Origin of the sequence: Pseudomonas sp. NPDC086566 (assembly GCF_050280885.1) — a bacterium.
Classification (GTDB): domain Bacteria; phylum Pseudomonadota; class Gammaproteobacteria; order Pseudomonadales; family Pseudomonadaceae; genus Aquipseudomonas; species Aquipseudomonas vlassakiae.
This window is the reverse complement of sequence record NZ_JBNNWD010000007.1, coordinates 126,933-146,082: the sequence shown is the minus strand read 5'-3', so window position 1 is coordinate 146,082 and position 19,150 is coordinate 126,933. Positions and strand designations below refer to the sequence as shown.

Annotated in this window: 20 protein-coding genes; 19 read left to right on the top strand and 1 reads right to left on the bottom strand. The window is 57.3% G+C overall.

What is annotated here, in order from left to right; translation table 11 throughout:
• The first annotated feature begins 505 nt into the window (after nt 1-505).
• The 10 genes from ACQKPS_RS17680 (at nt 506) to pilM (ending at nt 11,183) form a co-directional block, all read left to right on the top strand.
• On the top strand, nt 506-1,639 hold the full coding sequence (locus tag ACQKPS_RS17680) for a TcpQ domain-containing protein (RefSeq protein ID WP_427605151.1): 1,134 nt from the start codon (nt 506-508) through the stop codon (nt 1,637-1,639).
• Complete coding sequence (locus ACQKPS_RS17675; protein ID WP_427605149.1) at nt 1,636-3,351, top strand: PilN family type IVB pilus formation outer membrane protein; 1,716 nt, start codon at nt 1,636-1,638, stop codon at nt 3,349-3,351. Before ACQKPS_RS17680 ends, ACQKPS_RS17675 begins: the two co-directional genes overlap by 4 nt.
• Nucleotides 3,352-3,363: 12 nt before the next feature.
• A complete protein-coding gene (gene pilO2 / locus ACQKPS_RS17670; RefSeq protein ID WP_427605147.1) occupies nt 3,364-4,689 on the top strand; it encodes a type 4b pilus protein PilO2 in 1,326 nt (441 codons plus the stop codon).
• Nucleotides 4,679-5,197, top strand: a complete 519-nt coding sequence (pilP, locus tag ACQKPS_RS17665) for a type IV pilus biogenesis protein PilP (protein WP_427605145.1) — start codon at nt 4,679-4,681, stop codon at nt 5,195-5,197. Before pilO2 ends, pilP begins: the two co-directional genes overlap by 11 nt.
• Before the next feature lie 11 nt (nt 5,198-5,208).
• On the top strand, nt 5,209-6,747 hold the full coding sequence (locus tag ACQKPS_RS17660; RefSeq protein WP_427605143.1) for a GspE/PulE family protein: 1,539 nt from the start codon (nt 5,209-5,211) through the stop codon (nt 6,745-6,747).
• The gene (locus ACQKPS_RS17655) at nt 6,740-7,906 is read left to right on the top strand and encodes a type II secretion system F family protein (RefSeq protein ID WP_427605141.1); all 1,167 of its coding nucleotides are present in this window, start codon (nt 6,740-6,742) and stop codon (nt 7,904-7,906) included. Before ACQKPS_RS17660 ends, ACQKPS_RS17655 begins: the two co-directional genes overlap by 8 nt.
• Before the next feature lie 22 nt (nt 7,907-7,928).
• Nucleotides 7,929-8,444 carry a type 4 pilus major pilin gene (locus tag ACQKPS_RS17650; protein WP_427605139.1) on the top strand — a complete coding sequence of 172 codons (516 nt, stop codon included), beginning with the start codon at nt 7,929-7,931 and terminating at the stop codon, nt 8,442-8,444.
• An 11-nt stretch (nt 8,445-8,455) separates the two neighbouring features.
• A complete protein-coding gene (locus ACQKPS_RS17645; protein ID WP_427605137.1) occupies nt 8,456-9,400 on the top strand; it encodes an ATPase, T2SS/T4P/T4SS family in 945 nt (314 codons plus the stop codon).
• Complete coding sequence (gene pilV / locus ACQKPS_RS17640) at nt 9,390-10,655, top strand: shufflon system plasmid conjugative transfer pilus tip adhesin PilV (RefSeq protein ID WP_427605135.1); 1,266 nt, start codon at nt 9,390-9,392, stop codon at nt 10,653-10,655. The genes ACQKPS_RS17645 and pilV overlap by 11 nt, the downstream gene beginning before the upstream one ends.
• 87 nt (nt 10,656-10,742) lie before the next feature.
• Entirely contained in the window at nt 10,743-11,183 is a 441-nt protein-coding gene (gene pilM, locus ACQKPS_RS17635) for a type IV pilus biogenesis protein PilM (protein WP_427605133.1), read from the top strand.
• A 608-nt stretch (nt 11,184-11,791) separates the two neighbouring features.
• Here pilM and ACQKPS_RS17630 read toward each other — a convergent pair.
• The gene (locus ACQKPS_RS17630; protein ID WP_427605131.1) at nt 11,792-12,235 is read right to left on the bottom strand and encodes a hypothetical protein; all 444 of its coding nucleotides are present in this window, start codon (nt 12,233-12,235) and stop codon (nt 11,792-11,794) included.
• A gap of 257 nt (nt 12,236-12,492) precedes the next feature.
• Between ACQKPS_RS17630 and ACQKPS_RS17625 the strand changes: the two genes are divergently transcribed.
• From ACQKPS_RS17625 to ACQKPS_RS17585, 9 genes are all read left to right on the top strand, one after another.
• A complete protein-coding gene (locus ACQKPS_RS17625; protein ID WP_427605129.1) occupies nt 12,493-12,876 on the top strand; it encodes a hypothetical protein in 384 nt (127 codons plus the stop codon).
• Between the two features lie 292 nt (nt 12,877-13,168).
• Nucleotides 13,169-13,519 (top strand): hypothetical protein, encoded by a 351-nt coding sequence (locus ACQKPS_RS17620; RefSeq protein ID WP_427605127.1) that lies wholly within the window; start codon nt 13,169-13,171, stop codon nt 13,517-13,519.
• A 697-nt stretch (nt 13,520-14,216) separates the two neighbouring features.
• Nucleotides 14,217-14,759 carry an STY4534 family ICE replication protein gene (locus tag ACQKPS_RS17615; RefSeq protein WP_427605125.1) on the top strand — a complete coding sequence of 181 codons (543 nt, stop codon included), beginning with the start codon at nt 14,217-14,219 and terminating at the stop codon, nt 14,757-14,759.
• 406 nt (nt 14,760-15,165) lie between these two features.
• Nucleotides 15,166-15,486 (top strand): hypothetical protein, encoded by a 321-nt coding sequence (locus ACQKPS_RS17610; RefSeq protein ID WP_427605123.1) that lies wholly within the window; start codon nt 15,166-15,168, stop codon nt 15,484-15,486.
• Between the two features lie 69 nt (nt 15,487-15,555).
• A complete protein-coding gene (locus ACQKPS_RS17605) occupies nt 15,556-15,966 on the top strand; it encodes a hypothetical protein (protein WP_225789596.1) in 411 nt (136 codons plus the stop codon).
• 62 nt (nt 15,967-16,028) lie between these two features.
• Nucleotides 16,029-16,634 (top strand): DUF3275 family protein, encoded by a 606-nt coding sequence (locus ACQKPS_RS17600; RefSeq protein WP_427605121.1) that lies wholly within the window; start codon nt 16,029-16,031, stop codon nt 16,632-16,634.
• A 93-nt stretch (nt 16,635-16,727) separates the two neighbouring features.
• The gene (locus tag ACQKPS_RS17595; protein WP_427605119.1) at nt 16,728-16,982 is read left to right on the top strand and encodes a hypothetical protein; all 255 of its coding nucleotides are present in this window, start codon (nt 16,728-16,730) and stop codon (nt 16,980-16,982) included.
• Nucleotides 16,983-17,046: 64 nt separating this feature from the next.
• On the top strand, nt 17,047-17,649 hold the full coding sequence (locus ACQKPS_RS17590) for a hypothetical protein (RefSeq protein ID WP_427605117.1): 603 nt from the start codon (nt 17,047-17,049) through the stop codon (nt 17,647-17,649).
• A 28-nt stretch (nt 17,650-17,677) separates the two neighbouring features.
• Nucleotides 17,678-19,117: a DUF6094 domain-containing protein gene (locus tag ACQKPS_RS17585; RefSeq protein ID WP_427605115.1), complete on the top strand. Its 1,440-nt coding sequence runs from the start codon at nt 17,678-17,680 to the stop codon at nt 19,115-19,117.
• The last annotated feature ends 33 nt before the right edge of the window (nt 19,118-19,150 follow it).

Here is a 19,150-nt window from a genome sequence, read left to right as displayed (position 1 = left end):
CCAGACGCTCGAATTTGAACATTTGCCTTCGCGAATGGTCTCCAAGTCGCTTTTCGAGAACGCTACGAATGGGGTAAGAAAGACGCTATATTGAGAGTTCGGCGCCACAATACTAGTGTAGGCACGCACCGTTGAGGCATTAGAAATGCTTGGAGATAGACCCATACCACCCGGCTTCCGATATACTAGCGCTACCAGATGCTTTAGTGTCTTGACCGAATATGAGACGAATGAAGTCCACGCAGGCGGCAAAATCGCTCAAGAATTGCTCAGCGGACTTCTATAAGCGTTCAGTAAATCGCAGCTTTTGGCCGCCCCTCCCTTCGTATCGGGCCGCTATGGGGTCTTAGCACCAACCTCTATACCTAGTGGGTCGCCACTAAATCTGCATAGCTGTGAACACTGTTACAGCTCGCTGAAATTCCAATCCTGCGAGTTATTGATTTCCTGCTGCACAGGAAATTGCCAAATGTCACCGTGCCCTCAACGACTACAGGGGGGCCTCATGATAAGGCAGTTGACCACTCTCTCGCTCGCCGCAATTGTTGCGGGTTGTGCGATTCAGAAGGCTGAGCAGCCGCCGAAGCCGGCGCTCGATAACAGCCGTAATCCCGAATGGCTGTCTCCGGACATCTACCCGAACGGAGCAAGTCCGGAGAAAGAACCGGTCGTTCGGTATGGCCGCTACACCTTGGTGAGCACCCAACCCGATGCGAGCCAGCGCGACCTGATGGCACAGATCATCGATGTGACCATCCCCTCCAGCATGAACCCAAGTGTTCGGGATGCCATGCTGTATGTGGTCGACCGGTCAGGGTACGCCCTCTGCCCGCCCAGCTCGCAGCACGTCAACATCCTGTACACCCGACCTTTGCCAGCAGCCCAGTACAAACTTGGCCCGATGACGCTCCGCAATACCCTCCAGATCCTCGCCGGCCCAGCCTGGCAGGTAAAGATCGATGAAGTGAACCGTCAGGTGTGCTTCGTGCTTCGCCCCGGTTACCAACTGCCAACCCCGTCGACGCCGACAGGCCAGCTCTACGCCGACAAAGCGCGGTCTCCTGAAACCAGCTCCGCCACACCGGGCTCGACGCCGGGCGTAGTCGTCGCCGCAGTGCCTAGTACCCCTCCCATCTCCACCACTACGCCCGCTGTCGCATCCCTAGCGCCAGTGGCTACCGTGCTCCCCCCAGTGGCACCCGCCAAGGATGGCTCTATCCCGGCTGCGACCGTAACCGCCGCGGCTAAATCTTCGACGCCTGCGTTCCAAGCAACGACAGTGCCGAACAAACAGGCAGCTTCCAAGCCAGCGGTTGCCGCCTCTAGTACCGCAGTCGGCGCCCCGGCCATAGAGGTCAAACCCGCACCTCGGCCGCTGCCCCAGATATGGACGGCCGAAGTTGGATCAACCCTGCGCGAGAGCGTTGAGGAATGGGCCAAGAAAGCCCGGTGGCGCGTGATCTGGGCCCAGGAAGACCTCAACTATCCGATCGAGGCACCGCTGCATTTCGAAGGCTCGTTCCAGGAAGCCATCAAGCAGCTGTTTCCGCTCTACGACAATGCCCCGCGATCCTTCGTCGTCGACGGTAGCGAAGGCTCCCAGAGCGTCTTGTACGTCGCTGAGAGGAAGAAGAAATGAACCAGTATCCTTGGGTCCGCTGGGCATTGACACCGATTGCCTTGGCGCTGCTGAGCAGTTGTGCCGTTCAACGCGTCAATGAGTCGTTCGACAGAGCAGAGTTCCAGGGCCGCACGGCTAGCCAGTACAACAAGTTCCTGCACAACCAGCAGCCACAGCAGAACCGCGACACGGTCGTTTTCAGCAATAAGCCGTGGGTCTCTACGGAGCCGCTGGTGACCAGGCGCGGGCTTCCGTTCAGCCTGGATCGTGACATTTATTATCGGCCTGCAGGCCCAGTGTCCATCACCGACGTGGCTCAGCTGATCACCAAGGAAACCGGTCTGCAGGTCATTGTCGCGCCTGACGCATTGAACCCCGGGATCCTCGCCTCGAAGTCTGCCGGGACTACCACACGCGCCGCCGCTCAGGCTGTACCTGATCCAGATAGCCTAGCCGGCCTTCTGCCAAATGGCATAGCGGGCGGGATGCCTGGCAGCGCAAGCTCATTCGACTTGGGCCTCAACAGCGGGGGGCTGATCTCCGGGCTGAACTACAACGGCAAAACCTCCGGGCTGCTGAACCAAGCCACATCACGCCTCGGACTCTCCTGGCACTTCGATCCGGAGGTTCAGGCCGCGCGCATTACCTACTTCGACACCCGCACCTTCGATGTCTGGACGTTTGGCGATGAGCTTGAGATCGAGAGCACTGTCAAATCTGGCCTGCTGACCTCTACGGGGAATGGAGACTCGGGCTCTTCGACCTCTTCGGGGGGAGCCACGGGTGAATCCGGCAGCAACCAGAGCACCAAGTCCACGTACAAGACCTCGCTGATGAGCGACATCGAGAGCAACGTTAAGGCCATGCTCAGCATGCAGCCTCCAGGGCGGCTTTATCTTTCTCGCTCCACCGGAACGCTCACCGTCAGCGACCGGCCGGAGGTGCTGAATCGAATCTCGGCCTACCTGAGGGATACCAACCGCAGCATCACGCGCCAGGTGCTGTTCAACGTGAAGGTCTACGAGGTGAACTTCAGCGACAGCGACCAGACGGCGGTAAACTGGAGCGCTGTCTACAAGTCCATCTCTGGAAAATGGGGCTTCGGCCTGAGCAACACCGTCGCCGGTATCAGTTCAGAGGCGATCTCTGCCAGCGGCAGCATTCTCGATACTTCGAGCTCTCCATGGGCAGGCTCCAAGGCCGTTGTGCAAGCCCTGTCAGAACAAGGGCGTGTCTCCGAAGTGCGGTCCCCATCTGTGACCACGCTGAACCTGCAGCCGGCACCGATTCAGATTGGCAACGTCCAAAGTTATGTCGCCTCCAGCTCGACCACCACCACTGCATCCGTCGGCTCCAGCACCGCGCTGACACCGGCAACGATTACCAGTGGCTTCAACATGATGCTGCTGCCCAAGCTCCTGGACAAAGAAAACATGCTGCTGATGATCACCCTCAGCATAAGCAGCAAGCCAGTTTTCAAGGATTTCGAGAGCAACGACTCCAAAGTTCAGACCACGGACTACGACACCAAAAACGTCGCGCCTAAGGTCCGTCTGCGCAGCGGTGAGACGCTGATTCTCACTGGCTTCGACGAAAACGGGGATGACGCCCGTAAATCCGGTGTTGGCAGCCCCAGCTTCTTCGGCTTGGGCGGAGGGCGAACTCGCTTGACGTCCCACAGCGCCCTCGTGGTCCTGGTGACCCCAATTGTCCTCCCGGACAACTTGTAAGTGGCGGCGCTCATGAACAGCGACACTCCCAAACCGTCGAGCCGGGTGCAGACCATCCAGCACCGTGGGCGCGTCTTCGTCACTGGCATGCTTTGGACGCCCCTGGGCAACATGACCAGTTACATGAAGGAAGCCCGGCAGTATGGCCATGAGCACGGCCTAGACATTGTGGCTATCCGAAGAACGTCGCGGATGATCCAGGCGGGCTTTGTTTCCCGATCGGCTGACGTGCACAAAGGCATGTACTCGCTGGCGGCAACCTTGGCTGGCCAGCTTGGTGATTCGTGGATTGCTGCCTGGGCCGTCGATGCCGATCAAGATCGCTATGCAGTTGTAGCTGTCGATGAAGGCCGGATCATCCCGGGTTGCGATCTGATTGCCACGGCATCAGAGGTCCGTAAACGGGTGTTGCAGCAACGCAGCCGCGGCATCCAGTTCGAGCGAGAGTTCTTGCCGATCGAGTTTGCCATGGGTGGCGAGCTCATCGACATCGACGAACTACTCCAACCATCGCGGCTCAAGCGTGAGTATCGGCTACGTCCCCTCGTGTTTGGTATGTCCAAGCCTGAACTGGCCCAATTGCTTCTGGTGGTCCTCTTGATTGGCGGCGGCCTGCTGGCCTGGTCACAATGGAAATCCCACCAGGCAGAGATCGCGCGCCAGGCTGCCATCGAAGCGGAAAAGAGGCGCCTCGAGGAGCTGGCCGAACTACAGCGGCAGACAGGGACAGAGCAACCTCTCCAGGCGCTGGAACACCCCTGGGCGAAACAACCCTCAGTCACCGACTTCGTAGCGGCATGCAGCCATGTGATGTACCAGTTGCCCCTGAATATTCAGGGCTGGCCCATCAACAAGGCCGAGTGCAACGGTTCTCAAATCGTGGCGTCCTACGACCGTGCTGGTAACAGCACTGCTCACGATTTCACGACAGCTGTGAGACAGCTTTTCTCCATACAGCCGGAATTCACCGACCAGGCAAAGTCAGGGATCCTCAGGTTCGACATTGCTATTGACGCTGCGGGTGACGACGCATTGGTCGAGGCCAAGGACGCGCTCGAGAATTTAACCAGCTGGTTCCACAGTTTCTCTCAGGAGCCACAGTTGCAATCCATACCTGTGGTTATTCCCCAGGAGCCAGCTCTGCCGGGCCAGCCCGCACCACCGCCGCCCCCACCTCCTCAGTGGAAGCAGTACCAGCTGTCCTACACCTCCGGCGTTCTGCCTTACGACTCCTTCAATGGCGCGCCGACCCAGGGACTGCGCCTTCAGGAGATCAAGACCGAATACAAGGCTGACCACCTGATCTGGTCGGTCACAGGAGTCCTATATGCGAAATAACCTCAGCTTTTTGTTCCTGGCCTGCTGTCTGCCGATCACCAATGCCATTGCTGCCGTCCCGGACCTCTCGGGCATCAACGTCGGCGAGCTCGGCAAGGTGCAGAGCGAAACCATTCTGTTCAAGGCTAAGGCCGAGCGCAGCAAGGCCGAACTCGAAGCAAACGGCACACTCCCTAACGCCCCTCAGCCAGTGGCGCAGTTTGCTGCGCCTGGGTTCACGACCACCATGACGCCGGCCTCTCCTTCACCGCGCCAGTCGTCCTTTCCCGTAGTGAAAGAAATCAGCGGCTCAGGACAGAAATTGCGGGCAAGCCTTATCTACAGCGACGGCAGCGAGGTCGACGCCAGGCCGGGAAGCGAGGTACCCGACGGTTTCCGAGTCCAACAGATCACGCTCGATGGGGTGGTATTGAGCAAGGAAGGGAAGCGGTTCCCCTTGGGATTCGGAAACCGAGTCGTATCTCAACCACAACAGAGTCTGCCTGGCCTCATGCCAGGCCAACGCTGAGGAGCATGACCATGACCGAGCTATCCGCAGAGCCCGTCGATCTCGAGCCTATCGACTTGGCATTGGCCCCCTTGCCAGTGGCGGTGCTGACTGCACCAGGCGGGCCTCACTCAATCAAAGACGACCTGCGACAGGTCCTTGCGTTGACCGCCGATGGGAAGTTGTACATCTCCCCTCAGCATGTCCGCGACCCATACGTCATGTCCTTCATGGATCAGTTAGACCACAAGGGGATCAACTTCGAGGTCATCTCCGCATCGATGACGGAGATCAAAGCGCTGTACCAGGCTTCAGCGTCGACGGGCATGAAGGCACTGGTCGAGACACAGCGCCAAGCCCAGGTGGTGGAGTTCATGGGGGACGCCCATCGTCGCGGCGCGAGTGATATCCACATTGTCGTTTCGCACGATGTCACTCGGATCAAATACCGGCTCTTCGGCGTCCTGCAGGAGGTCCGTCAGGAAAAAAGCGACGTAGGTCGTGAATTCTGTGCCGCGCTCTACAACAGCATGTGCGACGTCTCAGGCGATTATTATCAGCCCCACATCGCCCAAGATGCGCGTGTGAGCCGCAAATTCGTCGACCAGCTGGGTCTGTATGGTGCTCGGGTCGCAACTCGGCCGCTGGTCGATGGCCCGTTGATGGTGATGCGTTTGCTGTACGACGACACGTCCAAGCAGAGCTTCGAAGAACTAGGTTTCCTGCCTCAGCAGACCGAGCACTTCAGGAGACTGAGAAGCCTCCCCTACGGACTAAACCTGATCACTGGTCCAACCGGCTCCGGTAAATCGAAGACCCTCCAAGTCAATCTCAATCTGCTGTATGACGAGACCGGCGGCTCCCGACACATTCTCACGCTCGAGCATCCCCCGGAGTATCCGCTCAAGGCTAACCAGTCACCGATCTACGTCGGTGAGTCTTGGGGCGACGGTATTACCAACGCGGTACGGCTTGACCCCGATGTCCTCATGTACGGCGAACTGCGCGACCTGGAGTCTGCACAGGCCGCATATACCGGTGCTATGACTGGTCACCAGAGCTGGTCGACTCTACACACCAACAATGCGATCGCCTCCATTCAGCGCCTGATTGATATGGGGGTCGCTGATTACCTGGTCACCGACCCTCTGCTGACGACTGGAATCGTAAACCAGTCGCTAGTGCCAGTCCTCTGCCCTGCCTGTCGAGTTCCATTGAAGAAACACGAACACGGTATCAGCAGCGATCTTTTCGCCCGATTGGAGCAGCTTCAGATCGTCGACCAGGTAAATCTCATCGGTGACGGCTGCAGCCAGTGCAAAAACCTCGGCGTTGTCGACCGCACAGTCATTGCTGAAACCTTGCTGACCAACGTGAAGCTCATGGAAACGTTCACCAAGCGCGGCGCGAGCGCGGCCCGCAGGTACTGGGTCAAGGAGATGGGTGGGATCACCAAAATCACGCACGCAATCATGAAGATTTCCGAAGGCACCGTAGACCCGCGCGATGCCGAGCTCTTTGCGGGGCCGCTCGACTTCGACAGGCAATTAATGGAGCAGACAGATGAGTGAGTTGCTCCTGGAGTTTTGGACCGGCCTGCGCGAGGCCGCCCAGGGCTGGGTAGTCACTTTCTACGCCAAGCAGTTTGGCAAGAACGAACGTATTCAGTTCTACGAGAGCCTGATGGGGGTGCTTGAGGACGGTATTGCGATCGAAGAGGCGCTGGAGACCGTTGCCAAAGCATTTAGCAGCGATGGAAAAACAATGCACCCGGTGTCAGTTATTTGCGGTCAAGTAGCCATGCTCGTGCGAGGAGGGAAATCCCTCGCTGATGCCTGCAGGGGACATTTGCCATACGACGAAGCCTCGCTGGTCGAGACCGGGGAAAAGACAGGGAACCTCGTAGGAGCGTTTCGTGATTGCGTTCGACTCATCGAAGCCCGTCAACGCATAGCTCGCTTGGTCATCTCGGTTGTAGCACTTCCTGCAATCACCTGGAGCCTCATGGGGACGCTGCTATATGTCATCGCCACTTGGATGGTTCCGTCGATGGCTCAGAGACAAGATCCGGAGTTGTGGACCGGCATCCCGGGTCTCCTCTATGTCATTTCCAAAGTGGTCACGAACTACGGGCTTTTGATCGTGGCAGTCGTGCTGACCCTGGTCTTCCTTTCTTTCGTGACGCTTCCATACTTTTGTGGCTTACAAGTTCGACCCAACAGCCCGGTATGGAAAACACAGCTCAGCCGGATACTGCAGAGCACCAGGATGAGATTCGAGAGCATCCCGCCCTGGTCGATCTACAAGGTCCTCCATGGGTCGATTTTCCTGCTGAACATGTCGGTGATGCTCCGCGCCGGCGTAGGCCAGTTAAGCGCACTCAGCATCCTCAGCCGCAGCGCCTCTCCCTGGCTGCGAGAAAGAATCGACGCCATCAACTACGGCGTCAGCTCCGGTAAAGACTTCGGTACGGCGCTCAAGCTGGCCGGGCACCAATTCCCAGACCAGATGGCCATTCACTTCCTGCAGGTTTTAGCCACCCGCCAAAGCTTTGCCACCTCAATGGAGCGATTTGCCAATCGTTGGCTCGAGCAAATGCTCAAACGCGTGGAAGCGATTTCGAAGTCCCTTACAGCCCTATCCGCAGTCATCATGGGCTTGCTCATGATCTTCGTGATGGTCGGCATCTTCCAGCTGGCCATAGGCCTGATGGATTCAATCCAACACTAAGCACATAGACCAGAGGCAACACATGAAACGCTCTACTCCAAAGAAACAACGCGGCTTCCTGTCCATCGACGGCGTGATGTGGATCATGCTCATCACTATCGCTTTGGGTTTCATCGCCTGGATCGGCTACAAAATGCTCGGTAGTTCAGACGCCGCTGTTGAGCAAAGCAACATCACCACCATTATCTCTAACGCCAAGAAACTTAAGGGCTCCTCTGGATACGGCACTTCAGGGACCAACCTCGTACCTTCGCTGATCGCGATTGATGGAACCGGTTCGATGGGGGTTTCGGGTACCACCCTGACGAACCAGTGGAACGGTGCCGTCACCCTTGTGAGTAACGGGATGACCTTCACCCTCAGCGAGAGCAATGTGCCTAAAGCTGCATGCATCACGCTGGCCAGCAAGATCGCCAAAGATAAGCAGACCACGACCTCGATCAATGGTGGCTCGGCAACAGCCGGCGAGGTACTTCCTGCCTCGGCAACTACAAGCTGCTCCAACGACCTGAACTCCATCACCTGGACCACTTACTAAAGGCGACTGGCGTGAGCTTGATTGCAGATGCTGAGTTTGTAGACCTCTACCTTGGCCATGATTTTGCTGATGTGAAGGGGCTGGCTGGCCAGCCTCGCAAGGTTGCGGCTCCTACGGAGTGGTTGACTGAGATCCAGGAACTCAGGGCTCGGTGTGTGCATCTGTACGAGACGACTCATGAGCCTGAATTTGCTGTCGTGTTGGAAGATCGCGTGCTCTTGCGAGTGACGTACAACCTGGATGTCTTCACGAAGCCTTTTTTTGTACTGAACCGGTCAAGAGCAACCATCATCCCCCTCGAGGATCTCGGATTACCCGATCATATTTACGAGTGCCTGCTCGCGGGAGAAACCAGGGGCCTGGTGTACTTTGCCGGTGAAATGGGCACCGGCAAGACCAGCAGTGCAGCTTCAGCGGTCAAGGCTCGCCTCACATCGCTCGGAGGCCTTGGGCTCACCGTAGAAGATCCGCCAGAAACCCTCCTACAAGGTGAACATGGACCTGGGCGCTGCATCCAGTTGCCGGTCTCCCGTATGCAGGGTGGCTACTCAGAAACCTTGATTCGCGCTCTTCGAACTCGCGCCGACCTCATCCTAGTCGGTGAAGTTCGAGACACGCCTACCGCCGCTGAGGTCATCAAGGCATCCATCAATGGTCACCTCATATTCTCTACCGGCCACGGCGGGAACATCTGGGGCGCCATCCAGCGCCTGGCTGTACTCGCCGAGCCCATCATGCCAAACGCCCTGGAGGTACTGTCACAAGGACTGACTGCTGTGATCCATCAAACCCTCTTCCGTCCAGATAACGGACAGCCGCGGCTCACCCTCCAAACGCTATCGCTCACCCAAGATGACGCACCTTCCATCCGCGAGAAAATCCGTAGCGGGCATCTTCAGATGATCGAGCAAGACATCGTTACCCAATCGAACAGGAGTCTCTGGCATGGCCAGTAAACGCGGGCAAGCTGGCTTTCTTACCATAGATGGGCTGTTCGGCCTGATCGTGTTGAGCATCATGCTTTCTCTTGCTGGGATCTGGATGTTCAATTACGGCAACCAGCAGGATTACCGGGTCGCCGCTGAACACCAGCGGACAGTCGCGGACGCCTTTGCCAAGTACCTCAAAGACAACTACTCCGTGGTGCTCGCCAACGCTGGCCCGACCGCACCCGTGCAGGTCACCGTGGCCATGATGCAGAACACGAATTATCTGCCGGCAGGCTTCAGCTCTACCAACAGCTTCGGCCAAACGATCATTGGCCTTGCCAGGCGCCTCAACGCAAACCAGCTGGAAGCTATAGTGGTGACCACAGGCGGCCAGGCCATCCCTGAACTTGGGATCCGCACGATCGCTGAGCACCTTGGCGCGCCGGGGGGCTTCGTTTCAGCGCTCAAGCCAAGTGTGATTCAGGGCGTGCGTGGAGGATGGGAAATCGCCCTCAGCAATTACGGCATCAACCCTGGGCAGGGGCATACGGCCAGCGCGCTTTTCTTGATGGACGGACAGCTAGCCAACGACTACCTCTACCGCAATGCGGTACCTGGTCACCCTGAGTACAACCGCATGAACACTGCCATCGACATGGGCTCCAATGACATCAACAACGCCCGGGCGATTAATGCGACTGCTGACGTCGTCAGCAGAGATGGATGGTTCAGGAGCCAAAATGACACGGGCTGGGTCAATGACAAATGGGGCGGAGGGATGTACCAGTCGGACGCAGATTGGGTTCGTATCCTCAATAACAAGGGCCTGTACACAGGCGGAACAATTCGCGGAGGGACCTTACAATCTGATGGCCGGGTGACTGTGAGTGAATACTTGGATATTCAGAGCATCGCCCAGGAAGGGCAAGCTTGTCCCAAAATTGGCGTTCAATCAAAAAACAACGTTGGCGCCCCTCTAACCTGTCAGTGCACCACTTCTGCGTGCGCTGCTGGTGTATGGCGAGCAGCAGGCGGCGGAGGCAAGGTATTGACTGGCTTCATTACCCACGGTCAACAGATCCCTCTCCCAAGTGGAAGTAACCAGGAAAGCTGTACCTGGTCAGCCTCAGATGCTGCTAACCCACATCCTGCCTCTAGACCTGACTATGCTGGTGGCAACTATGCGTACGCTGATGCAAATCGAGTAGTGACCTGCGGATTCTATGACAAAGGCGCGTTCAATATCGGAGGAACTTGCAGTTACGTCATAGCTTGCAATTAGGATTGGTAGCACCCTGAAATCCTGATCGCTTGCCCCATTCGTATGCACGCCGTGCCGCGAGATCTGCAATAACCTCTGGACAACGCCATGTATATTTATTGGATAGCGTTAACCCTACTTCTAATCGCTGGCGGGATAAGCTCCCAATTCCAACATCAGATTGAAAACAGCGCAGAAGCAGCTACCGTTGATGCGATCAGTCGAAGCCTTCTGGTGTACCGCTCTGCAGCGGCAGAGTTTGCACGGGCTAATCCAAGCTTCTCCGGCAGCCCGCCGGAGTCATCATTAAACCTGCCCACCTGGTATATAAAGCAAAGCAATATCGCAACCTACCTAGTTGGAGGTGTGTCCTACACCTTCGTCACTGGCACGGTCCCACCAGGTCTGCCGGCCGCTCTCGCCGACCTTACCGAATCAGGGACCGTTGGCGTGAATCGCTCAGGTCTTCTCTACTCGCCCACGAATGGCAACATGGCCATCCCTATCCCTGCGCAGGTGCCTAATGGAGCCGCTGTTGCTGTTTTCTGATGGTCATCATTTAGCCATGAGCCCCCCGGCCCTTGCATAGCGGCCCAGCTACCACCCATAATGACATCAGTTAAGGTTCTACCCCGCTGGCTACTGACGGTCATCAGTAGCGCCCAGGTGTTGAGGTCCGCCCCAACACCAAACCTTAAACACGCTATAGCTCCGGGAAGGGCGTGTGGATCTGGTTGAGATTCTCCCTGTGTCTCCCTGCTCTCTCTAGTCGCGCAGCCGTCTAACTCGTGATGATCGAGTCCAAAGGCACATAGGTTTCAAGAGGTTCGGTGCTTCTTTGATCCAAGGGTCACATTGGTGATGTGACCCCTCTCTTTTCTCTCCCTTTGGGTAGCCTGATGGACTTGTAGCCAGGTCCATCAGGCTACCCAATGGGTGTATCTCCCCCTTGCCGGTGGCCCGCCGGCGATAAGCCGGGCTCCTTTTGTGCGCGGATGCGTGCCTCATGTTTACTGGCCGAAGCCACGAGAATGGCCAGGTGCTGCGAATCGAAGCGATCAATGCCCAGGGATCGACGGTTCCCTCACAGGTGGCTCCTTAGACAAATTTTCTCTGAACGGCTGGAGTCACCCTCCAGCCGGCATAGTCCCCCTTTCCTAATGATTAGCGCTCACATGCCTTTCCGCTGCCCCGGGATAACGTGGCACTTGCATTGTCACAACAGACAAGAGATACAGCGTAAACAAGCGCACGAACCCCACATCACCCAAGACTTTCACATTCAGGGGGTCAGGTGTATTTGAGATATACCAGCCCAGAATGCACAGACAATAGGCAAGGCCAGAGCCACCTATGAATATCCCCATATTGGCGTGATCCCCCTCGGAAAGGCTTAGGTTCAACCGCCCGATGATAATCAGCCAGCCAACCACAAGAGGATATGACATCAGCATCGCACCTGGGACAGAAAGAGCGGCAATTGAGAACGGATCATCCAGCGGCGAATACTCAGGGAACACCGTAAGCAGCGTTAATGCCAAGAACACGATCAACAATGATCGACTATTGATCTTTGCAAACCAGTCCAGAACGTCCTTCATTTACCGCCCTCCCATCGCGTAAAAATGCCCAGCAACACGGTTCAATTTCACCGAGCCGCCCACCAAATTCCGCCCGAATATACCCTTATTCCCCTTCGCGTCAACACCAACAGTTCAGCCATCATAAAGAAAGTTGTTCCACAAACAAAAACTCTAAGGTACATTGGATATACGAGATCAATTCACCTCAGCATCTCGCCAACACCAACTCAACCAAAAAGAGCAGTGCAACTGCCTTTGAGTAAAAGGATCACCTTATGGAATCGCTGGAAAAATTGCGTCTTCGCGACAAAGTTGTCCCTTTCGACTTTATCCGAATTGAAGGAGAAATCCCGACCCACGTGCTTATCGAGGGCGAAATCTCATCCCTTGCCAGAAATGAGATGAAAAACAACCAAGGTTTTTGGGAGAAGCTCGTCCGTGACATTGGGCTGCTGAAGTCCCAGCCTAGTTGGGAGGGCTGGGAGGGCTGGGGAGCCGGAATGAAACTCAAGTGCGCCGCACTTCACAAAGCAGGCTGGACCTTCAAAGATAGCCATGAGCCCTATGCTGAAGCCGCCCATGCATATGAGAAGGTGCGCCAAGCGCTGCTTTCTCCTGATTGCAAAACCCCTGCCGACCTGCTGCGGTTACTTGAATAACCCCTCAGCTCGCGTGAGTCGTCGAGTGTTGCCAGCTTGACACAATCCTCTACGGCTCCGATGATTAAGTCGTGATCTGCTGACGTTGTCAGCAACATGCCCCATGCAGCTTGGATCCGTAATGCTGCAGCACGAAGTCTGTGTGATCCACCAGCCCAAGGTCGTTTAGCTTCTGGTAGCACGACCGATCGATCTCTATCGATAGAAGCTCCTTCCGCAAACCCAGCGGGGAATACATTTCCCCGTCAGGGTCAGTGTTTTCTCCGCATTCTTAACCCGCAGGAGAAACACCATGACCGCAATGTCCGCACCATCGACCGGCTTCCGTTTTGGCTATGCGCTCGGCACACTCACCCGCGAGTTCCTGCGCACCATGAAACGCCCAGCCCCAGTCGTCCTAGCTCAGGTCCAGCCTGTTGTTCAAGTCGCGAGCATAGCGCCCACCCGCAGCGACTGGGATGAGCTTTGCCGCATTCCAACTCTCGCACGCCGAGGCGTTGATCTGAACCATTGGTTTGAAACCAACACCAAAGCGGCACCACCGACCAAGCGCCGGTCCCGTCAGCGCAAGCCGAGCAAACCCAAAGCTCCAGAGCTGCGTATGGGCCCGCTGAACGACCTCATAGCTCCAATCGCGATCTAACTCCCTCCAACCTCACCCAATGCCAGGCACCCCACCTGGCAAGGTGAGGGCCTGGTGAATAAGGAACGCCATGGCCTCAAAAAAACGCGCAGCTGTAGCAGACGACCTTCGCAAAATAGGGACGACTGCAGTCGCCGCCGCCCTCGTCGGTATCTTCCTGAGCACTAGCCGTCTACTGACCGCTTTCGCCCTCATGGTAGGTGTTGTAATCTGGATAACAGGCATCTACCTCACTCCGGAGGAATGACATGAGCCACACCGCATTTGGCATCATCATGTTCACCGCTCTGCTCCTCATCTGCGTCGGTATGGCAGTTTGGGCTGATTGGCCTAACGTCAAACGCCGCTGCCAGAAGCTTCTTCGAGCACATTAAACATTGATTTCTCAACCAAAACCCTCCACTTGGAGGGTTTTTTAATTTCAGGGCTTGACAATGTGTTTCTCCGTTTCCATCCTTGTCTTCGTGTGCTGCTGACGTCGTCAGCAACCCAAGCCCTCGCAGTCATGATCTGAAAGACTGCTACACCCATGGCGGTGTCGATCTCCCCAAAATCGCCCAGCTTCCGGAAGCGCGATTGATCAATCACCCGATTGATGGAAGCCCATCCAACTCGCTACATCCCAACCCACGCGGGGAATACTTTCCCCCATGGGCAAAGTGTTTCTCCGCTTTCGCTATTGAAATGGAGAAACACCATGAATCAGTCCAACGAAGCTAAATTCTTTGACCTGCACACCACTGGCATCGGCTACCTCAACCGTATCCGTGAAGTTGCCCCTCGCAAGGGCAAACCCTTCACCTGTGTCACCGTTGCAGCGTTGCACGGCGCTACTGATAGCGCCGAGTACTCCTACATCGACTGCAACGTTGTCGGTGCCGAGGCAGAATCGCTGGTAAAACGCTGCCAGCAGGCCGTTGAAGCCAAAAAGAAGGTGCTCGTCTCCTTCCGAATCGGCGACATCTGGGCAGATGCCTTTACCTACGAAAAAGGCGAGAAGAAAGGTCAAGCCGGCGCAAGCCTTAAAGGCCGCCTGCTCTTCATCGGCTGGATCAAAGTTGACGGCAAGCTGGTGTACGAAGCGAAACCGAAAAACGCCACCCCGCCCGCTGACAATCAGGTACAACCTGGTATGGATCAAGCGCTGAACCAGGGACAGCCAGCCGCCGATCAGTTCGGTGACCAGCTTGAATCTTACCTCGGTAATGATCTTCCTCAGGAGCCCAACCAGGCTGCATGACCCCTATCAAGGCGCTGATTTCAGCGCCTTCACTTTCTGCGAGGAGGCCGTCATGAAAACTCTGTTCGCGCTGAGCCTTCTAAAAGACATGATCTGACCCACCCTGCATCACCAGTCCTTTCCCCCAAAGAGTATTCCTTGGAAGGGAGTTTCAAAGCATTCACCGGGCAACCGTGAGGCCTCTGCCTACAGCCTGGGCAACGAATTCCGTATTGGTTCACTGTCGTTGACAGTGCCTCCCGGAGCCAGGGTTTAAGGCTCCAGCGCATTGCGCCAACCCACCCAAGATCGCCTAGCACTCGGCAGCGCGATCACATCACTCAGTGATGGAGTGCCTTTTTCTTTACCTACCCGCGGGGATCTCATCCCCTGCGGACTGAGGCCTCGCTCATTCTGGAGACCTCTAATGCCCATACCCTCCGCCTCGTCCGAGGCATACCTCACACTTCCCATTGTCCTGGACAACGCTGCGTGGATGCGTGTGGTCTATCTCGAAAACCCTGACCGGGTAGCCGAGATGAGCCAACGCCTCGCCACCGTAGTACAAACGGCGTGGCAAGAACTGAAGCTGCAGCCTCTGGCCAAGTATTTCACTTTCGGTGTGTACACAAAGCACCATACTGGCCGCCACCGTGACTGGGTTGCCCTCGCTTTGCGAGTAGTCACCCCAGAGAACGGACCTGCCTATATCCAGATCCAGTTGCAGTCCGCTGCAGACCCAGCCTGACACAGCCAATTAATCACCCAGAGGGGTCACCCTCTGGGGGTGGCTTCCTCCCAACCAGGAGCACGTCACATGACACTATCAGCCAACCCTTTCGACATCGCTGCCAGCGATTACCCTGTAGCACATCCCTGCTGCTGCCGAGCGTTCGAAATCGCATCTGCGCACTTGCCAGAGGAAGACTGGGAGGAGCTGCAGGCACTCGTTGAGAATGCTGATACAGCTTTGCTTCAGTTCGAGTGCTTCACCCTTCCCGACAGTGACGCCATCGGCTTCAAAATTCTCAGTGCACCCTGGACCGACCAATATCTGGGACAGTACTGGGGGTACGATCTGTCGACACTTCAAGCTCTGCAAGCCACCGAGGGCTTCAGCGAGGAGACCATCCGAGTGCTCACCCTTGCCGCTCAGGCTCACGTGAGGTTCCTGGTCCTAGACCCCAACAGCAACGTTCTCGACGGTCTGCCGCTGTTCGATTGCTGACCACCTTCCACCCTCGCGGGGAACGCCCGCTGGCAGTTCCCCATGCTTTCCGGGGAGCGTACATGATCTCCATCACCGGCCAGCTGGCCATCCGCACCATCTCCGGTCGACTCGGGCTCTTCAACGTCGGCCGCCTCAGTACCTCGATCGGTGAGTTCACCATCAAGGATGCTCTCCTGGATCAGTACCAGGAAGGTAAATACCGAGGTGACTTCGCAATTAAGCAGATTCGACCCTCGTACTACTCGCACGGCGGTCGACTCGTTGTTGAGATCAGGGCTGAACTTGAGGACATGACCCTGGAGGATGTCACAGGTCTCAGTCGCGAGGACGAAGAACACCTGCCAACAAACGTCCCTGACCCTCTTGAAGAGGACGGGCCACCATCCACACCGCTACCGCCACGTCGGACCCCAAATGCCCCGGCGCGACAGCCCAAAACTGATGCCTTCGCCTCGGATGAGCCCTTCGGGATGAGTCCAACGGCACCACCAAGCACGAACGACATCGATGCCGAGCTGTTTGGCACGGTGTGGCCATTGGGCGAAACCGTGAGGCTCGACACCACCGTTGACCGACAACGGCTGCGGGCCCAATGCACCCGACTGGACCAGCTCGGTTTCACCATGGACTTCAAAACTCAAACCTGGACCAGGGCCTCGCCTTAAAGCGCCCTGCCAAGCCACCGCAGTAGTCAACCTGATTCACACACCCTGAGGGGCCTCCTCAGGGGGCTCCATTTTTCTACCTGGAGCACCACTATGAACGCCATCTTCAGCAACTTGAGCAAAAAAACCCTCGCCAACATCGAGGACCAGTTGTCCAACAACGAGGTGTCGACTGACGAGGAGCTCGTCGATCTGTTCATTGAAGAGTTGGACCTTACACTCGACCAGGCTGAGGCTGCTATACGTCTCCGCGACCAGTACCGAATCCAAATATTCCTCGAGGGGCACGGCCCGCTGCACCAACAAGACAGTGTGGCCTTCGATCCGCTCACCAAGACCTTCAGTTAACCACCAGACCACCCAGGGGGCGTTTCCGCCCTCTGGGACGGACGCCTCCACAATGGAGGCCATCATGCACCCATCCCCCTTGTTCCAGATCGAGGAATGCCCGGACCTGTACGTCGACGCCTGTGTGTGTGACGAACAGCGCAACCTGGTGTTCATGTCGGCCTGGGGTCGTGACACCGCACTGCAGGAGTTTCTGGCCAGGCTCACACTTGGCCGGGAAGACAATGGGCTTGAGCAGTTTCACATTCTCATCGACGGACGGACCATTCCCGTCTTTCCTAACCACGACCTGCTGGAAAAGCGCACCACACGGCAATTCCGAGGCACCCTATTCGGCAGCATGTTGCACCTTTGGCTGTTCGATCGACGCGCCTCGGTGCCCGACCAGGCCAATCACTTTGCATACGCCCTCATTGAGCGCAATGAAGCCCCACACCAACGGCTCTGGCCGCTGGTGATCGAGACCTGCCCGCTGCCCCTTCTCCCCCACTGGCGCGAGCCCGTGATGGAAGTCCTTACCCAGCACCAGATGCTGATCGGTCTCCCAGGAGCGATCGGCAATGTTTGCGCCTGGCGACTCGCCATGAAGCTCGAGGTACTCGAGCCAGCTCTCGGAGAGCTGATTCGCCAGGGCGTACTCACCACTGAAGTTCAGGCGCCTGCCTGAGCTCATCCACTAACTCAATGGACTACCTATGGCCCTCATGTTTCCGCGCCTGGCGCGCAACTTTGCCCGCAACGGCTACTACCCCACCGATGAAATCACTCTTGAACGCACGCTGCAGGCGCTCACTCCCGCCACTTCGGGCAGGATGAGAATCTGTGACCCTTGCGCCGGCGAGGGTGTTGCCCTTGCTGAAGCAGCTCACCTCCTGGGCCGCCACCAGGTCCAAGCGTTCGCCGTCGAGTACGATCGCGAACGCGCGGATCACGCGCGTGGCCTGCTCGATCGGGTGCTGCACAGCGACCTCTTCGACACCCTGATCAGCCGCCAGTCGTTCGGCTTGCTCTGGCTCAACCCACCCTACGGCGACCTGGTCGCGGATCACTCCGGTGCATCCCAGTACCAAGGCAGCGGTCGCCGGCGCCTGGAGAAAGCCTTTTATCAGCGCTGCCTCCCGCTTCTGCAGTACGGCGGCGTGATGGTGCTCATCGTCCCTCACTATGTGCTGGACGACGAGTTGACTGGATGGCTGAGCAATCACTTCGCCGAGCTACGCGTGTACGGTGCTGCAGACCCCACCTTCAAACAGGTGGTGATCATCGGCATCCGTGTACGCCGGCAGGACCTGACCCGGGCTTCCACCAACCAGGTGAGGGCTCTTCTACAGGCGATCGGCGCAGGGCAGGAACAGGCCGAGGAGATCCCCGCCATCTGGCCATGGGAGCCGTACCTCGTCCCGTCAGTTGCTAGCGAGCTGGAGCACTTCTACCGCATTACCTTGGAGCCGGAGCAATTCGCCGCCGAGATTCTGCGGTTGCAAGGTCTCTGGCCCGACTTCAACTTGCACTTCGGGCAAGCCGGCCTTCAACCCCGCCCCCCTGTCCGCGAGCTTTCCCGCTGGCACCTCGCACTGGCTCTGGCGGCAGGCGCAATCTCCGGTGTTGTGCGTTCGAAGTCGGGGCGGGTCTTGGTCGTGAAGGGTGATACCTACAAGGACAAGGTGCGCAAGACCGAATTCACCGAGGACGAGAAGGGCAACGTCTCAGAAGTCAGGATCCTCACAGATCGCTTCATCCCGATCATTCGCGCTTGGGAGATGACGCCTTCCTCAGCGCATCACGGACAGGTCATGATCATCAGCTCCTCGCCGGCGGACATCGACGAAGCGCCTGCAGCTGATGAGCCAGTTGCAACTTCATTGTTCAACCCGGGGCAGATCAGGATGAGCGCCGCTGTAAGCCACCTGGTCGAAACCGGGCAGCTCAACCCTACCCCCGCCCTGAAACGCCATCTAGCAGGCGACTGGGGCGAGCTATGCGATGACGATCGTGCCTCCAATCAGCTTGCGCTTACCCACGGAGACCGTTTGTTCTCAGGCTACGACATCGACGCCGGCGACGAGTCCAGGCTCTGGATCATCACCGAAGCCGACCGCAGCTCCACCACCCTGCTGCTTCCCAGCGACTACTGACCAACGCCGCAACGGCGACAACCTCACACCAGC

Excerpts from the sequence above, each read along its gene's own strand:
- ACQKPS_RS17680 (WP_427605151.1), top strand. The coding sequence starts at position 506 with ATGATAAGGCAGTTGACCACTCTCTCGCTCGCCGCAATTGTTGCGGGT.
- ACQKPS_RS17675 (WP_427605149.1), top strand. The coding sequence starts at position 1,636 with ATGAACCAGTATCCTTGGGTCCGCTGGGCATTGACACCGATTGCCTTG.
- pilO2 (WP_427605147.1), top strand. The coding sequence starts at position 3,364 with ATGAACAGCGACACTCCCAAACCGTCGAGCCGGGTGCAGACCATCCAG.
- pilP (WP_427605145.1), top strand. The coding sequence starts at position 4,679 with ATGCGAAATAACCTCAGCTTTTTGTTCCTGGCCTGCTGTCTGCCGATC.
- ACQKPS_RS17660 (WP_427605143.1), top strand. The coding sequence starts at position 5,209 with ATGACCGAGCTATCCGCAGAGCCCGTCGATCTCGAGCCTATCGACTTG.
- ACQKPS_RS17655 (WP_427605141.1), top strand. The coding sequence starts at position 6,740 with ATGAGTGAGTTGCTCCTGGAGTTTTGGACCGGCCTGCGCGAGGCCGCC.
- ACQKPS_RS17650 (WP_427605139.1), top strand. The coding sequence starts at position 7,929 with ATGAAACGCTCTACTCCAAAGAAACAACGCGGCTTCCTGTCCATCGAC.
- pilV (WP_427605135.1), top strand. The coding sequence starts at position 9,390 with ATGGCCAGTAAACGCGGGCAAGCTGGCTTTCTTACCATAGATGGGCTG.
- pilM (WP_427605133.1), top strand. The coding sequence starts at position 10,743 with ATGTATATTTATTGGATAGCGTTAACCCTACTTCTAATCGCTGGCGGG.
- ACQKPS_RS17630 (WP_427605131.1), bottom strand. The coding sequence starts at position 12,235 with ATGAAGGACGTTCTGGACTGGTTTGCAAAGATCAATAGTCGATCATTG.
- ACQKPS_RS17625 (WP_427605129.1), top strand. The coding sequence starts at position 12,493 with ATGGAATCGCTGGAAAAATTGCGTCTTCGCGACAAAGTTGTCCCTTTC.
- ACQKPS_RS17620 (WP_427605127.1), top strand. The coding sequence starts at position 13,169 with ATGACCGCAATGTCCGCACCATCGACCGGCTTCCGTTTTGGCTATGCG.
- ACQKPS_RS17615 (WP_427605125.1), top strand. The coding sequence starts at position 14,217 with ATGAATCAGTCCAACGAAGCTAAATTCTTTGACCTGCACACCACTGGC.
- ACQKPS_RS17610 (WP_427605123.1), top strand. The coding sequence starts at position 15,166 with ATGCCCATACCCTCCGCCTCGTCCGAGGCATACCTCACACTTCCCATT.
- ACQKPS_RS17605 (WP_225789596.1), top strand. The coding sequence starts at position 15,556 with ATGACACTATCAGCCAACCCTTTCGACATCGCTGCCAGCGATTACCCT.
- ACQKPS_RS17600 (WP_427605121.1), top strand. The coding sequence starts at position 16,029 with ATGATCTCCATCACCGGCCAGCTGGCCATCCGCACCATCTCCGGTCGA.
- ACQKPS_RS17595 (WP_427605119.1), top strand. The coding sequence starts at position 16,728 with ATGAACGCCATCTTCAGCAACTTGAGCAAAAAAACCCTCGCCAACATC.
- ACQKPS_RS17590 (WP_427605117.1), top strand. The coding sequence starts at position 17,047 with ATGCACCCATCCCCCTTGTTCCAGATCGAGGAATGCCCGGACCTGTAC.
- ACQKPS_RS17585 (WP_427605115.1), top strand. The coding sequence starts at position 17,678 with ATGGCCCTCATGTTTCCGCGCCTGGCGCGCAACTTTGCCCGCAACGGC.